Here is a 14,260-nt window from a genome sequence, read left to right as displayed (position 1 = left end):
TATGATGAGTTAGCGAGTCTGATGAGCGTTGACGAATTGTCGGCAACGCTCGCTGCGTGGGTGTACGAACACTTCGTCCGGCGAACCGGTTTCCTCGATCAGCCCTTGATGCAGGAAGGCGACTTTGGAAGAGACATCGCGTGCGAAGGCCATTTCATGAGTCACCAGGATCATGGTCCGGCCTTCTTCGGCGAGGGAGCGGATCACCCGCAGCACTTCCCCGACCAGTTCCGGGTCGAGTGCCGAGGTGGGTTCATCGAACAGCATGACCTTAGGCCGCATGGCTAGGGCCCGGGCGATCGCCACCCGTTGTTGCTGTCCCCCGGAGAGAAACGCCGGGTACTCGTTGCGCTTGGCCGCAAGGCCCACGCGTTCGAGCAGGGCTTCGGCCCGTTCAGTGGCCTCCGCACGGCTTTCACGCAGGACCTGGGTCGGCGCTTCGATGAGGTTTTCCAGCACGGTGCGATGGGGCCAGAGGTTGAAATTCTGGAACACCATGCCCAGGCTGGAACGGATGCGCACCAGCTGTTTGGCGTCCGACACCAGCGGTGCGCCGGGACGGTTCTGGTTGAGGTGAATGCTTTCACCGTCGACCAGGATGCGGCCCTGGTCCGGCACTTCGAGCATGTTGATGCAGCGCAACAAGGTACTCTTGCCCGAGCCGCTGGCCCCGATCAGCGAGATCACTTCGCCCTCGCGGGCGGTCAGGGACACGCCCTTGAGCACCTCGATATTGCCGAAGCGCTTGTGCAGGCGATCGACCTCGATCATGGTCTTGGCCGCGACCGGTTCGACCGTTGCGGTGCTGGTCACCGTGCCGAGCACCGGCCTCGGCGCCTCACCATTGAGCACCTGGACAAAACCGCGAATACGCTGGCAGGCCTGGGCCAGGCGCTCGTCACTGAGGGTGAACGAAAGCCGCACAAACCCCTGGGCCGGCTCGCCGAACGCCGCCGCATCGAGCACCGAGACGCCCGCCTCGCGCAGCAGGCGCCAGGCGAATTCCAGCGAGGTCAGGCCGGTGCCGCGCACGTCCACCAGCACGAACATTCCGGCATCGGGGTTGAGCACGCTGATGCCCGGGCAATCGGCCAGGCCGGACACCACCAGATCGCGGCGCCGACGATAGATCTCGCGCATGCCGTGGGTGACTTCATCATGGGACTGCACGGCCTTGAGCGCCGCTTCCATGACAAACCCGGGCAAGCCGTAGAGCATGCTCAGCACCAGGGTTTCGACATGGTTGACCAGGGTTTCATTGGCCATGACCCAGCCGATGCGCCAACCGGTCATGGCATGGGATTTCGACAGGCTGCCGATCACCACGCAACGCTCGGCCATGCCCGGCAACGCTGCCAGGCTCTGGTGTTCACGCTCGTAGGCGAGGCTCTCGTAGACCTCGTCCACCACCACCCACAGGTCATGGGCGATGGCGAGGTCGGCGATGGCTTGCAGCTCTTCGCGACCCAGCACCACGCCGGTGGGGTTGTTCGGGTTGGAGAAGAAAATCGCCCGGGTGCGCGGGGTGATGGCCTTGGCCAGCACGGCGGCATCGAGGCGGAAACCCGAGTCCGCCGCGCAGGGCACCCGCACCAGCGTGGCGCCGGAGGCCTTGAGCGTGGCTTCGTAGGTGACGTACATCGGATCGAAGGCGATCACTTCGTCGCCGGCACCGAGCAGGCACATCGAGGTGGCGAACAGGGCGTTCTGCGCACCTGCCGTGAGAATGATGTTCGAGGCCTGCACTTCGCGGCCGATCGACTGGCTGTAGCGACCGGCGATGGCTTCGCGCAAGGCCTGGCGGCCGGCGATTTCGGTGTAGTGGGTATCCCCTTCGCGCAGGGCGTGGATGGCGGCGTCGGTGATGAAATCGGGAGTGGGGAAATCCGGGTCGCCGACGCTGAGGATGATCACGTCCTCGCCGTTGCGTTGTGCTGCATTGGCCGCGTAGTGAATATCCCAGGCGGCAACGCCTTGGCCACTGATCCGTTCAACAAAGGGTGAAAACCGCATGCCAGTGCCTCGTTCGAATTGAAGAAACGCAAGCCCGCAACCAGCCGGGGGAAGGTGGCCCCCAACATAGTCCAGACTGAACACTCGTTCAACAGAAAACTCACAAGGCTTCGCGTTCAGCGCAAACAGGTCGTTTTCACGACAGTCGCGCCGTTTTTCAGCACGGCGCGATCAAGCGACGTGAAACGATTTTGCTGACTGCTCCCAGCATCAGCGCCAAAAGAATCAGCCCCGCAGCCACCGCAAACGTCAACCGCATCCCCTGCGCGATAGCCTCGGGTTGCGCCTGCAAGATATCCTCGCTGGCCGTGCCGAAGGCGAACACGGCGCCCATGACCGAGGCGCCCGTGATCAAGCCGAGATTGCGCGACAACCCGAGCAGGCCGGAAACCACACCACGTTGTTGCGCCTCGATTTGCAGCATGACGGCGGTATTGTTCGCCGCCTGGAACAGCGCATAGCCGGCCGTGAGGACCACCAGAGGCGCGAGGTAACCGGGTACACCGACGCTCATCGGCATCAGCGCAAGGATGCAGGCGCCGGTCAACATGGTAATCAGCCCGAGCGCACCCGAACGCTGCGCGCCCAGCCGGTCGACCAGGCGTCCGGCGGGCATGCCGGCCAGTGCCGCCACCAGCGGGCCGGCCGACATCACCAGCCCGACACTTGCCGCCTTCAACCCCAGCGCACCCGACAGATAGAAGGGGCCGACCACCAGGGTGGCCATGACCACCGTAGTCACCAGTGCGCTCATGGCGAACCCGGCGCTCAGCAGCGGATTGCCCAACATCGCCAGGTTGACCAGCGGCGACTCAGCCGTTTGCTCGACGAACACGAACAGGATCAGGCCGATCACCGCGACCAGCAGCAGTGCGGTATTGAGCGGGCCGAAGCTGTCGCGCCCGAGGGTCATGGCCAGCGTGTAAGCCAACAGGGTCAGGACCAGTACCAGCGTGCCGAGTGCGTCGAAGTCCGGCCGGGTGGAGGTGAATTCGTGGCGATCCACCGGCAAAAAACGCCAGGCCAGTCCGAACGCCAACACCCCCAGGAATACGCTGAGCAGAAAAATCCCCTGCCAGCCCACCTGGGCAATCAACACGCCGCCAAGCGTCGGCCCCAGGCAAGTGCCTATCGCCGACATCGTGCCGAGCACGCCCATCGCGCTGCCGGTTTTTTCCTTGGGCACCGCCCCGCTCACCAGCGCCATGGTCAGCGCCATCATGATGGCCGCGCCGACGCCCTGAAGGGCCCGGGCGGCAATCAGCAACCACAGGCCGGGCGCCAGGGCGCAGAGGAGCGAGGCGACGGTAAACAGCGCAATGCCAATCAGCAGCAAGCGCCGCCGCCCCATGAGGTCGCCGAGCCGGCCAACGCTGACGATCAGCGCGGTGATGCTCAACAGATAGGCGAGCACCACCCACTGCACGGCCTGGAACGACGCAGAAAACGCCTCGGCCAATACCGGCAGCCCAACGTTGGCAATGCTGGTGCCCAGGGATGCCAGCAGCATGGATAACGACAGGCTGGCCAAGGCGCCTCGAATCGATAGGGACTTCATTTTCTTGCGACTCCGCAAACAGGTTGTACCGAGACTAAGCCCGGCCATACCATGGCGGAAGACGCAGCGGTTGCACTTAATACATGCATATAACGCCACAGATCCACAAACCAGTGTGGGAGCGAGCCTGCTCGCGAAGAGGCCATCAGCTTCAACATCAACGTTGGCTGACATACCGCTTTCGCGAGCAGGCTCGCTCCCACAGGACCCCATTCCGATGCCCGATCTGAATTTGCTGATCACGCTCAACGTGTTGCTCGAAGAATGCAGCGTCGCGCGAGCGGCACAGCGTTTACGCCTAAGCCCATCCGCCATGAGCAGGGCCTTGGCGCGACTGCGCGAAACCACGGGCGATCCGCTGTTGGTGCGGGCCGGACGTGGACTGGTGCCCACCCCTCGGGCGCTGGAGTTGCGTGAACGCGTCGGTGTGCTCGTGCAGGACGCCGAAGCCGTGCTGCGCCCCGCCGAGGTACTCGATCTCAAGCAACTGACCCGCACCTTCACCCTGCGTACCAGCGACGGTTTCGTGGAAAACTTCGGACCGCCACTGATCGTCCGCCTCAACGCAGCAGCGCCCGGTGTCCGCTTGAATTTCGTGCAGAAGCTCAACAAGGACAGCACCCTGCTGCGCGACGGCTCGGTGGACCTGGAAACCGGCGTGATCGACGAGTCCACCAGCCCCGAAGTGCGCACCCGGATGCTGTTTCGCGACCGCTTCATTGGCGTCGTGCGCAAGGGCCATCCACTGGCTCGCGGCGAGATGACAGCGGTTCGTTATGCCGCCGCCCGGCACATCCTGGTCTCGCGCCGGGGCCACGAAAAAGGCGTCATGGACGACGCCTTGAATGAGCTGGGATTGCAACGGGAGATCATCACCATCGTCGCCGGTTTTTCCTCTGCGATCGCATTGGCGCGGGCTTCAGACCTGGTCGCCAGCGTGCCGCAGCGGCACGTCGGCAACCTTTGCCAGGGGATGCACTGCTTTGCCCTGCCCTTCCCCACGCCAGCGATCACGGTTTCGATGCTGTGGCATCCGCGCATGGACGCCGACCCGGCGCATCGCTGGCTGCGCGGTTGTGTGTGGGAGGTTTGCAGTGCGCAATGATCCGGTGTCGCCTACTGCTTGAGAATCAGCAGCGGCTCGCCTTTCTTGACGATGTAGGTGGCCAGTTCCGATGCCTTGTCCTGGCCCACGTTCTTCGCCACATGCGCGACGCCTTCAGGGATGTACAACGAATCGCCGGCCTTGAGCGTCACCGGTGCCCGCCCTTCCAGTTGATACTCGAAGGTGCCGCTGATCACGTGGGCCACCTCTACGCCCGGGTGGGCATGCTTGGGCGAAGTCACGCCCGTATCGAAGTCCACGAGCACCTGAATCACTTCGCGATCGGCGGCGCCGAGGTCGTCACGCAACAGGTCCGTGCGATGCAGCCCTTGTTGCCAGCTTTTGACGGCTGGAGCCGGCTGTACTTCCTGGGCCTGCGAGAGGCTCGCGAAAGTCGCCAGCCCCGCTGCCGCCAGGGCGATGCCAAGCTTGCCGATGGTGTGACGGGTGTTGATACGCAACATAGCCTTGCCTCCAGTTGAATCATGCTCGGCCGCGTCGAAAGTGGCGCGGTGCCGGTGATTGCATTTGAAGGCCGCCGTGTATCGCCAGGGTGTCGGGAAACACAGGTTTTGTATGCCCGGGTAACGGTGGGCGCTGCGGATACCTGCGGATACAAACGGGTGCATTGTACTCAACACTTATGCCCAACCCTTCAGCACAACAGGCAGCGTCGCCAAGACTGAACTAGCGTTACAGGCAAGGTCTTCATGCCAGCGATCCACTGCCAACCGGCAAGGAGTTGTGATGCGTGCCACGGCATTTTCAGTCGGTCAGCCAGCCCCCTGGTTCCATTGCCGCACTCAACTCAGAGAACGCTTTTGCTTCGATACCATTGCCGGTCGGTATGTCGTGCTGTGTTTTTTCGGGTCTGCGGCTGACCCTGCAGCCACTGAAATACTGGACAGTATCCAGGCCCATCGCCAGCGGTTCGATGATGCTCAAGTCTGCTTCTTTGGTGTTTCCGTCGATCCTGATGATGAAAAGCTCAAGCGCGTGGAAAGTTTGATCCCCGGCATACGCTTCATCTGGGATTTCGATCGGGCGGTCAGTCAGCTCTACGGTGTCTTGCAGCCAGACGGCAGCATCAGGCAAATGACCTATGTGCTGGATCCTGCGCTACGTGTCCTGGCCATTGTCCCGATAGAGGCAGCGATTGATAACCATGTCCCCTCGTTGGTGCGCTATCTGGATAAATTGCCTGCACTGGCCGCGCCACATGCCGCCACGCCACACGCCCCCGTCCTGGTGGTTCCGCGGATATTCGAGCCGTCGTTGTGTAAGGCACTGATAAGTTATTACGACGAACGCGGCGGAGAGGAATCCGGGTTCATGACAGAGCAGGCGGGGAAAACCGTCCACATCAAAGACCACAGCCACAAGAAACGTCGTGACTGCGTCATTGAAGATGAAGTTCTATCCAAGGCCTGTTCATTGCGTATCACCAACCGCCTGCTGCCAGAGTTACAGAAAGCCTTCCAGTTCAATGCCACTCGAATGGAGCGCTATCTGGTGTCCTGCTACAACAGCGAGGAAGGCGGGTATTTCCGGCCCCACAGGGATAACACCACGAAGGGTACGGCACATCGCCGTTTTGCCGTTTCCCTGTTTCTCAATTCGGGAGAATTCGAAGGTGGCTTTCTCCGTTTCCCGGAGTATGGAAAAGGGCTTTACAGCGCTCCCACAGGAGGGGCTGTGGTGTTTTCCTGTTCACTTTTGCACGAGGCCACTTCGGTAACCCAGGGAAGCCGTTATATGTTTCTGCCGTTTCTATACGATGAAGCTGCCAGCGCCATTCGAGAGGAAAACCTCTCGTTCATTCAACGCTGACTGGCGAGCAACACACTTCTGCTTTCGGTTCATGGTTGCGACATAAACCGACGAAATCGAATGAATGCCGCGACCGGGTAATATCTAAAAAACAGAATATTTACAAGCGTCAGATTATATATCAAATACATTATGCCAGATGACAAAATCGCGTATAAAAACTCGCTCCTCCCGAAAAAACTCATTTTCTTTTTAGCAATTAAATTAGTGTAATCAAGATAATTAATATAAATCACAAAAAAAGAAAGCAAAACCAAAAAAAACGGCAACATCAAAAAAACGCGTAGCGGTGCGTCTTCAAAATTAGACGCTGTAAATTTCGATTTACTTATAATTAAATACGAGTAGCCCAGCGCAAAAAACGGTGCAAGCAAACAAATATAGTTAGCGACAACCTTGGAAACCAGAGGAAAATTAGACGAGCCAAAACCCACACTCCCGAAAAAATATCTATCAATATCACTATCAAGAGCAGAGTAAAATGACGTATCCGCGTACGCTGGAACAAGAATTGAAAAAAAGAAAATTGGCAACAACGTAAGTGCAAGAAAAAAATAGGGCACTTTCGCTTTTACAAACTTTATCCCTGATTGCACCTTTAACACTCCATATATTTGAAAAGCTTCACGCCACCCTGCATCGCAGGGCAATTTCTGAAAAACATATTGATTCAAGATAACCAGTCGCGCAATGCACTTAAGGACGCAGTCGAGGATGAAATCCTGGAGAGCAATTCGCTCTCTGGATGGGCCTACAAGAATCGTGAACAGTTCAAGGAGGAAGATGCCCCATTCACTGGGTAATCTGGTCACTGGATGCCCTCCGCTGATGCAGAAGCCGGAGGGCACGTCATTCCAGCGTTACGCCAACCTCCCCTATTTCAGATCGAAACGATCCAGGTTCATCACTTTGGTCCACGCAGCGACGAAGTCCTTGACGAACTGCTGCTGCGAATCGGTGCTGGCATAGAATTCGGCCACCGCACGCAGCTGCGCATTGGAGCCGAAGACCAGGTCAACCCGGGTGCCCGTCCACTTCACCGCACCGGTCTTGCGATCACGTCCTTCAAACTCCTGTTGGGCGTCCGACACCGGCTTCCACTCCACGCCCATATCGAGCAGGTTGGTGAAGAAGTCGTTGGTCAGCGCCTCCGGCCGTTGGGTGAACACACCGTGTTTGCTCTGGCCGACATTGGCGTTCAACACCCGCAGGCCACCCAGCAATACGGCCATTTCCGGCGCGCTGAGCGTCAGCAGTTGGGCCTTGTCGATCAGCAGTTTTTCGGCGGGCACACGGTACTGTTGCTTCAGGTAGTTGCGGAAGCCGTCGGCAATCGGCTCAAGGAAACCGAAGGAATCGACGTCGGTCTGTTCCTGGCTGGCGTCCGTACGTCCCGGGCTGAACGGCACCGTCACACTGTGGCCGGCATTTTTCGCCGCCTGTTCGACACCTGCGCCACCGGCAAGCACGATCAGGTCGGCCAGGGAGATTTTCTTGCCGTCGGTTTGCGCGCTGTTGAAATCCTTCTGGATGCCTTCGAGTTTGCCCAGCACATTGGCCAGTTGCTCCGGCTGGTTGGACTGCCAGGATTTTTGCGGAGCCAGGCGCAGACGCCCGCCGTTGGCGCCGCCGCGTTTGTCGGAGCCACGGAAGGTGGAAGCCGCCGCCCAGGCGGTCGATACCAGCTGCGAGACCGACAGGCCGGACGCCAGCACCTTGCTTTTCAGGCCTGCCACATCGCTGTCATTGACCAGCGGATGATCGACCTCGGGGATCGGGTCTTGCCACAGCAGCTCTTCGGTCGGCATTTCCGGGCCGAGGTAACGCGAGAGCGGGCCCATGTCACGGTGAAGCAGTTTGTACCAGGCGCGCGCGAAGGCATCGGCCAGTTGATCGGGATTGGCCAGGAAGCGCCGGGAGATCGGCTCGTAGATCGGGTCGAAACGCAGGGCCAGGTCCGAGGTCAGCATGGTCGGATCACGGCGCTTGGATGGATCGAAGGCATCGGGAATGGTCCCGGCACCGGCACCGTTCTTCGGCTTCCACTGATGGGCGCCGGCGGGGCTCTTGGTCAGTTCCCAGTCAAAACCGAAGAGGTTTTCCAGGTAGTTGTTGCTCCATTTGGTCGGCGTGGTGGTCCAGGTCACTTCCAGGCCGCTGGTGATGGTGTCGGCACCCTTGCCGGTGCCGAATGTGCTCTTCCAGCCCAGGCCTTGCAGTTCCAGACCGGCGGCCTCGGGCTCCGCCCCGACGTTGTCGGCAGGCCCGGCGCCGTGGGTCTTGCCGAAGGCGTGGCCACCGGCGATCAGCGCCACGGTTTCCTCATCGTTCATCGCCATGCGGCCGAAGGTTTCGCGGATGTCCTTGGCCGAAGCGACCGGATCAGGCTCGCCTTCCGGGCCCTCCGGGTTCACGTAGATCAGGCCCATCTGCACCGCGGCGAGGGGGTTTTCCAGATCGCGGCCATTTTCGGTACGGCTGTCTTCGTTCCGCCCTGGCTCAGCCACCAGCGGCACGTCGCCTGGCGGTTGCGCGGGCTTGCTGTCGTCTTTGCCATAGCGGCTATCGCCACCCAGCCATTTTTTTTCAGAACCCCAGTAAACGTCTTCGTCCGGCTCCCAGACATCCGCGCGCCCACCGGAAAACCCGAAGGTCTTGAAGCCCATGGATTCCAGGGCGACGTTGCCAGTGAGGACGATCAGGTCGGCCCAGGAGATTTTGTTGCCGTACTTTTGCTTGATCGGCCAGAGCAGCCGGCGAGCCTTGTCGAGGCTGACGTTGTCGGGCCAGCTGTTGAGCGGTGCAAAACGTTGCTGGCCGGAACCGGCGCCACCCCGGCCGTCGCCGGTGCGATAGGTGCCGGCGGCGTGCCAGGACATACGAATAAAGAGGGGCCCATAGTGACCGAAGTCCGCCGGCCACCAGTCCTGGGAATCGGTCATCAGTGCTGTCAGGTCGTTTTTCAGCGCCTGGAAGTCCAGGCTCTTGAAGGCTTCGGCGTAGTTGAAGTCGCCCCCCAACGGGTCAGACTTGGGCGAGTGCTGGCTCAAGATCTTCAGGTTCAGTTGGTTCGGCCACCAGTCGCGGTTCGTCGTGCCACCGCCAGCGGCGTGATTGAACGGGCATTTCGATTCAGTTGACATGGCATCTCCTCTTTATTTTGTTTTAGCTAACCACCCTTGAGCGTGGATCCGGATCACCGATTGATGAAATAGCTTTTCGGTATGGGATCCATAGCCATAAGGCTATGACGGCCCCGCGATCAGTCGCTCCAGAACATCCATTAAAGTACCGGTCGGGGAAACTGTCGCTTCATCCGGGGAGATAGCTGATAAACAGCGCAAATCAGAAACGAGAGGCAAGATCATCAACACCTGCCACAATGGATTAATACTATTGCTACAGGGACGTCGGCGATCGGCAGGATCGTTTTGCGCGAGAGGTTTCGCCATGTACGTCAAAGCCATTGTCATCTGGGTAGTGCTGGCGATCATCGTCGTCGCCGTGCTCTGTCGCCTGGTGCATAACGCCAAGGTCGCCGACCGCGCACTCAAGATCACCAAGCCGGACAGTCAGCCCCCCGGACGCAAGGGTGACAAGGCTCCATGACCTGCGGACAGACCAATAAAAAACCGGCCTTTTGGGCCGGTTTTTTTATCTCGCTCAACAGCACTTGGGTCCGGCTTTACTGCCGTAACGGGCCTCCTGGCGTTCGCGGAAGAACGCCTCGTAGTCCATCACCGGTTTGTCCGGGTGCTTGTTCTGCATGTGCTCGACGTAGTTGTCGTAGTCGGGCATGCCGACCATCAGGCGCGCGGCCTGACCGAGGTATTTACCCAGGCGACTCAGGTCATTGAACATGCTGCCCTCCTCGCTTACGCATTCGGCAGCGCCTGGAACGGCGCTTCTTTATCCGTACGCTCCTTGGTGCCCCAGGCGGAAATACCGACCTTGAGCGCGAAGAACAGGATGCTGAACACCACGAACAGGAACAGCGCGGTCAACGTCGCGTTGGTGTAGGCGTTGAAGATCACGTGCTGCATCTGGTCGATGCTCTTGGCCGGGGCCAGCACCTGACCGTTGGCCAGGGCATCGCTGTATTTTTTCGCCAGGGCGAGGAAGCCGATCGCCGGGTTGGCGTCGAACAGCTTGATGAAGCCGGCGGTGGTGGTGCAGATCAGCAGCCATACCGCTGGCAGCAAGGTGACCCAGACGTAACGCTGACGTTTCATCTTGATCAGCACCACGGTGCCGAGCATCAGCGCGATACCGGCCAGCATCTGGTTGGAGATGCCGAACAGCGGCCACAGGGTGTTGATGCCGCCCAAAGGATCGATCACGCCCTGGTACAGCAGGTAACCCCACATGGCCACGCAACCGGCCGTGGCGATCAGGTTGGCGGTCCAGGATTCGGTGCGACGCAGGGATGGCACGAACGAACCGAGCAAGTCCTGGAGCATGAAGCGCCCGGCACGGGTACCGGCGTCGACTGCAGTCAGGATGAACAACGCTTCGAACAGGATCGCGAAGTGGTACCAGAACGCCATGGTGTTCTCGCCCGGCAACACGTGGTGCAGGATCTGCGCGATCCCCACCGCCAGGGTCGGCGCACCGCCGGCACGGGCCAGGATGGTGGTCTCACCGATGTCGCGGGCCACTGCTTGCAACGCTTCCGGCGTGATCGCAAAACCCCAGCTGCTGACGGTTTGCGCGACGGTAACTGCATCGGCGCCCACCACGGCAGCCGGGCTGTTCATGGCGAAGTACACGCCCGGATCGATCACCGATGCGGCGACCATGGCCATGATCGCCACGAAGGACTCCATCAGCATGCCGCCGTAACCGATGTAGCGGGCATGCCCTTCACTGGCGAGCAATTTCGGCGTGGTGCCGGAAGCGATCAGCGCATGGAAACCCGATACCGCGCCACAGGCGATGGTGATGAACAGGAACGGGAACAGGCCACCCTTCCATACCGGGCCGGTGCCGTCGATGAACTGGGTCAGTGCCGGCATTCTCAGCTCGGGCATGGTCACCAGGATGCCGATGGCCAGGGCGACGATGGTGCCGATCTTCAGGAAGGTGGAGAGGTAGTCGCGCGGCGCCAGGATCAGCCACACCGGCAAGACCGCGGCGACGAAGCCGTAGCCGATCAGCATCCAGGTGATCTGGATACCGGTAAAGGTGAAGGCCTTGGCCCAGACCGGGTCAGCGGCAATCTGCCCGCCAAGCCAGATCGAACCGAGCAGCAACAGCACGCCGACCACCGAGATTTCGCCGATGCGGCCCGGGCGGATGTAGCGCATGTAGACGCCCATGAACATCGCGATCGGCACGGTCGCCATCACCGTGAACATGCCCCACGGGCTCTCGGCCAGGGCCTTGACCACGATCAGCGCCAGCACCGCGAGGATGATGATCATGATCAGGAAGCAACCGAACAGCGCAATGGTGCCGGGGATGCGGCCCATTTCCTCACGGACCATGTCGCCCAGGGAGCGGCCGTTGCGGCGGGTGGACATGAACAGGACCATGAAGTCCTGCACGGCACCGGCCAGCACCACGCCGGCGATCAGCCACAGCGTGCCGGGCAGGTAGCCCATCTGCGCCGCCAATACCGGACCGACCAGAGGACCGGCGCCGGCGATAGCCGCGAAGTGGTGACCGAAGAGCACGTGTTTGTTGGTCGGTATGTAGTCCAGACCATCGTTGTTGAGCACAGCCGGCGTGGCCCGATTGGGGTCCAGCTGCATCACTTTATTGGCGATGAACAGGCTGTAGTAGCGGTAGGCAACAAGGTAGATGGCGACGGCTGCGACTACGATCCACAGGGCGTTGATCGCTTCGCCGCGGCGCAGGGCCACGACACTCAGCGCAATCGCTCCCAGGACAGCCACGGCAAACCAGGCGAGGTGTTTAGCCAGACGGGGCATAGCGTGTCTCCTGCCGACAGCCAGTGACTGCGGCGGTAATTTTTATAATTGTGTCCGCGATGCGGAGCTGGCCCAATATCCGCGCATGGCGTCCACAAATAAATCCGCGTTACTACGTACGTGGTGTCTACGTAGTACTACGTAGGCACCACGATCTCCTTGTGGGAGCGGGCTTGCCCGCGATGGGGCCATAACATTCAACATCTATGTCGGCTATCAGACCGCCATCGCGGGCAAGCCCGCTCCCACAGGGTTCTGCGTTGGCTACACATTCATGGTGAGCCACAGATCACTGTGGGAGCGGGCTTGCCCGCGAAGAGGGAGTGTCAGTTGACATTGATGGTGCTGACGCCCCGCTATCGCGAGCAAGCTCGCTCCTACAGGGCGTATCTTTGGCATATGATGCCGAGCCTTCGCGTGGGCAGGAGTCAACATGCAGCTCAAACACAAGATCGTCGCCCTCGGGATTCTGCCGCTGGTGCTGGCCATTGCCGTCATTTGCGCGCTGGTGATTTCCCTCAACCGCCAACTGGGCGATCAACAGGCACAACTGATCGAAGACAGCATTCTGGCGAGCAAGCGCGCGGAGCTGAAAAACTACGTGGAAATGGCCCAGAGCCTGATCGCCCCCCTGTACGACGACGGCCACGGCGATGCCCGCGCCCAGCAACAGGTGTTGGAAGAACTGCGCAAGCTCAGCTTCGGCATCAACGGCTACTTCTTCGTCTACGACCACGAAGGCCGCAGCCTTATGCACGCGCGGCAGTCGGAACTGGTCGGCCAATACCTCTGGGACATGAAAGACCCCCACGGCCTGCCGGTGATTCAGGCGCTGCTGCAAAGCGCGCAATCGGGCGAAGGCTTCCAGCGCTACGCCTGGAACAAGCCCTCCTCCGGCCAGGTGACCGACAAGCTCGCCTACGTGGTGATGCTCGATCGCTGGGGCTGGATGCTCGGCACCGGCATCTACCTCGAAGACGTCGAGCGTGCCACCCAGCAGGCCCGCGCCGAAGTGGCCATGGGCATCCGCAAGACCATGATGGCGATTGCCGTGGTTGCCCTGGTCGCGGTGCTGTTCGTGTTCGCCACGGGCATGACCCTCAACGTCAGCGAACATCGCCTGGCGGACAAGAAACTGCAGCGCCTGACCCAGCGCATTGTCAGCCTGCAGGAAGAAGAACGATCGCGGGTGTCCCGCGAACTGCACGACGGCATCAGCCAGGTGCTGGTGTCGATCAAGTTTCAGTTCGAACTGGCCAGCCATCTGCTGGAACGCGGACAAGCCGACGACAAGGGTTTGAACGCACTCAGAGACGCCACCGAGCGCCTGGGCGATGCCATCGGTGAAGTGCGCAGCCTGTCCCACGACCTGCGCTCCTCCTTGCTCGACACCCTCGGCCTGCCGGCGGCCATCGGCCAACTCGCCGCCGAATTCGAGCAGCGCAGCGGGCTGACCGTGACCTATGACGAAAATGAGTTCGACTGCCTGCTGGTCGACGGCGCGGCGGTTTCGCTGTTCCGCATCGTCCAGGAAGGCCTGACCAATATCGAACGCCACGCCCAAGCGAAAAACGTATCCATTACCCTGCGCGGCTGCGACGAGTCCGTGCGCCTGACCCTGGTCGATGACGGCATCGGATTCAACGTCGCCCAGGTCGAACGTCGTCAGGCCGGCATTGGCCTGCGTAACATCCGCGAACGCGTCGAACATTTTGGCGGGCGCTTCGATTTGATCTCGATGCCGGGCAGAAGCGAGCTGGACGTACGGCTGCCAATGAAACCAGGCACAAAACGCTGAGCCTGCGCAAAACTACAAGAGTG

General features: G+C 60.6%; 11 protein-coding genes. 4 read left to right on the top strand and 7 right to left on the bottom strand.

Annotation, left to right across the window (positions count from 1 at the left end):
• Positions 1–9: 9 nt before the first annotated feature.
• Together AB4O16_RS28280 and AB4O16_RS28275 are read right to left on the bottom strand one after the other, a co-directional pair.
• Positions 10–2,013, bottom strand: coding sequence for an aminotransferase class I/II-fold pyridoxal phosphate-dependent enzyme (locus AB4O16_RS28280; protein ID WP_460156411.1), 2,004 nt, complete (start codon positions 2,011–2,013; stop codon positions 10–12).
• 157 nt (positions 2,014–2,170) lie between these two features.
• Positions 2,171–3,571: an MFS transporter gene (locus AB4O16_RS28275; protein ID WP_460156410.1), complete on the bottom strand. Its 1,401-nt coding sequence runs from the start codon at positions 3,569–3,571 to the stop codon at positions 2,171–2,173.
• 217 nt (positions 3,572–3,788) lie between these two features.
• Between AB4O16_RS28275 and AB4O16_RS28270 the strand changes: the two genes are divergently transcribed.
• Positions 3,789–4,676: a LysR family transcriptional regulator gene (locus tag AB4O16_RS28270; protein ID WP_460156409.1), complete on the top strand. Its 888-nt coding sequence runs from the start codon at positions 3,789–3,791 to the stop codon at positions 4,674–4,676.
• A gap of 11 nt (positions 4,677–4,687) precedes the next feature.
• Here the strand turns inward: AB4O16_RS28270 and AB4O16_RS28265 are convergent, their stop codons facing one another.
• Entirely contained in the window at positions 4,688–5,140 is a 453-nt protein-coding gene (locus tag AB4O16_RS28265; RefSeq protein ID WP_460156408.1) for a cupin domain-containing protein, read from the bottom strand.
• A gap of 283 nt (positions 5,141–5,423) precedes the next feature.
• Between AB4O16_RS28265 and AB4O16_RS28260 the strand changes: the two genes are divergently transcribed.
• On the top strand, positions 5,424–6,506 hold the full coding sequence (locus tag AB4O16_RS28260) for a redoxin domain-containing protein (RefSeq protein ID WP_460156407.1): 1,083 nt from the start codon (positions 5,424–5,426) through the stop codon (positions 6,504–6,506).
• A gap of 29 nt (positions 6,507–6,535) precedes the next feature.
• Here the strand turns inward: AB4O16_RS28260 and AB4O16_RS28255 are convergent, their stop codons facing one another.
• Positions 6,536–7,318, bottom strand: a complete 783-nt coding sequence (locus AB4O16_RS28255) for a hypothetical protein (RefSeq protein WP_460156406.1) — start codon at positions 7,316–7,318, stop codon at positions 6,536–6,538.
• A gap of 63 nt (positions 7,319–7,381) precedes the next feature.
• Entirely contained in the window at positions 7,382–9,649 is a 2,268-nt protein-coding gene (gene katG, locus AB4O16_RS28250; RefSeq protein ID WP_460156405.1) for a catalase/peroxidase HPI, read from the bottom strand.
• A 307-nt stretch (positions 9,650–9,956) separates the two neighbouring features.
• On the opposite strand from katG, the gene AB4O16_RS28245 reads away from it, so the two are divergent.
• Complete coding sequence (locus AB4O16_RS28245) at positions 9,957–10,115, top strand: hypothetical protein (RefSeq protein WP_178120483.1); 159 nt, start codon at positions 9,957–9,959, stop codon at positions 10,113–10,115.
• A 54-nt stretch (positions 10,116–10,169) separates the two neighbouring features.
• Here the strand turns inward: AB4O16_RS28245 and AB4O16_RS28240 are convergent, their stop codons facing one another.
• Both AB4O16_RS28240 and AB4O16_RS28235 read right to left on the bottom strand, forming a co-directional pair.
• Positions 10,170–10,367, bottom strand: a complete 198-nt coding sequence (locus tag AB4O16_RS28240) for a YbdD/YjiX family protein (RefSeq protein WP_046042517.1) — start codon at positions 10,365–10,367, stop codon at positions 10,170–10,172.
• A 14-nt stretch (positions 10,368–10,381) separates the two neighbouring features.
• Positions 10,382–12,439: a carbon starvation CstA family protein gene (locus AB4O16_RS28235; protein WP_160386035.1), complete on the bottom strand. Its 2,058-nt coding sequence runs from the start codon at positions 12,437–12,439 to the stop codon at positions 10,382–10,384.
• A 433-nt stretch (positions 12,440–12,872) separates the two neighbouring features.
• Between AB4O16_RS28235 and AB4O16_RS28230 the strand changes: the two genes are divergently transcribed.
• Positions 12,873–14,237 (top strand): cache domain-containing protein, encoded by a 1,365-nt coding sequence (locus AB4O16_RS28230; RefSeq protein WP_160386036.1) that lies wholly within the window; start codon positions 12,873–12,875, stop codon positions 14,235–14,237.
• Positions 14,238–14,260: the final 23 nt, after the last annotated feature.

This window comes from Pseudomonas sp. S2_H10 (genome assembly GCF_054668285.1).
Note: the sequence above shows the minus strand (reverse complement) of the source record. Positions and strands in the feature narration are given on the sequence as shown.

What these genes read in the sequence shown, in the direction of transcription:
- AB4O16_RS28230 (WP_160386036.1), top strand. Translation starts at nt 12,873, where the DNA reads ATGCAGCTCAAACACAAGATCGTCGCCCTCGGGATTCTGCCGCTGGTG.
- AB4O16_RS28245 (WP_178120483.1), top strand. Translation starts at nt 9,957, where the DNA reads ATGTACGTCAAAGCCATTGTCATCTGGGTAGTGCTGGCGATCATCGTC.
- katG (WP_460156405.1), bottom strand. Translation starts at nt 9,649, where the DNA reads ATGTCAACTGAATCGAAATGCCCGTTCAATCACGCCGCTGGCGGTGGC.
- AB4O16_RS28280 (WP_460156411.1), bottom strand. Translation starts at nt 2,013, where the DNA reads ATGCGGTTTTCACCCTTTGTTGAACGGATCAGTGGCCAAGGCGTTGCC.
- AB4O16_RS28240 (WP_046042517.1), bottom strand. Translation starts at nt 10,367, where the DNA reads ATGTTCAATGACCTGAGTCGCCTGGGTAAATACCTCGGTCAGGCCGCG.
- AB4O16_RS28265 (WP_460156408.1), bottom strand. Translation starts at nt 5,140, where the DNA reads ATGTTGCGTATCAACACCCGTCACACCATCGGCAAGCTTGGCATCGCC.
- AB4O16_RS28275 (WP_460156410.1), bottom strand. Translation starts at nt 3,571, where the DNA reads ATGAAGTCCCTATCGATTCGAGGCGCCTTGGCCAGCCTGTCGTTATCC.
- AB4O16_RS28270 (WP_460156409.1), top strand. Translation starts at nt 3,789, where the DNA reads ATGCCCGATCTGAATTTGCTGATCACGCTCAACGTGTTGCTCGAAGAA.
- AB4O16_RS28260 (WP_460156407.1), top strand. Translation starts at nt 5,424, where the DNA reads ATGCGTGCCACGGCATTTTCAGTCGGTCAGCCAGCCCCCTGGTTCCAT.
- AB4O16_RS28235 (WP_160386035.1), bottom strand. Translation starts at nt 12,439, where the DNA reads ATGCCCCGTCTGGCTAAACACCTCGCCTGGTTTGCCGTGGCTGTCCTG.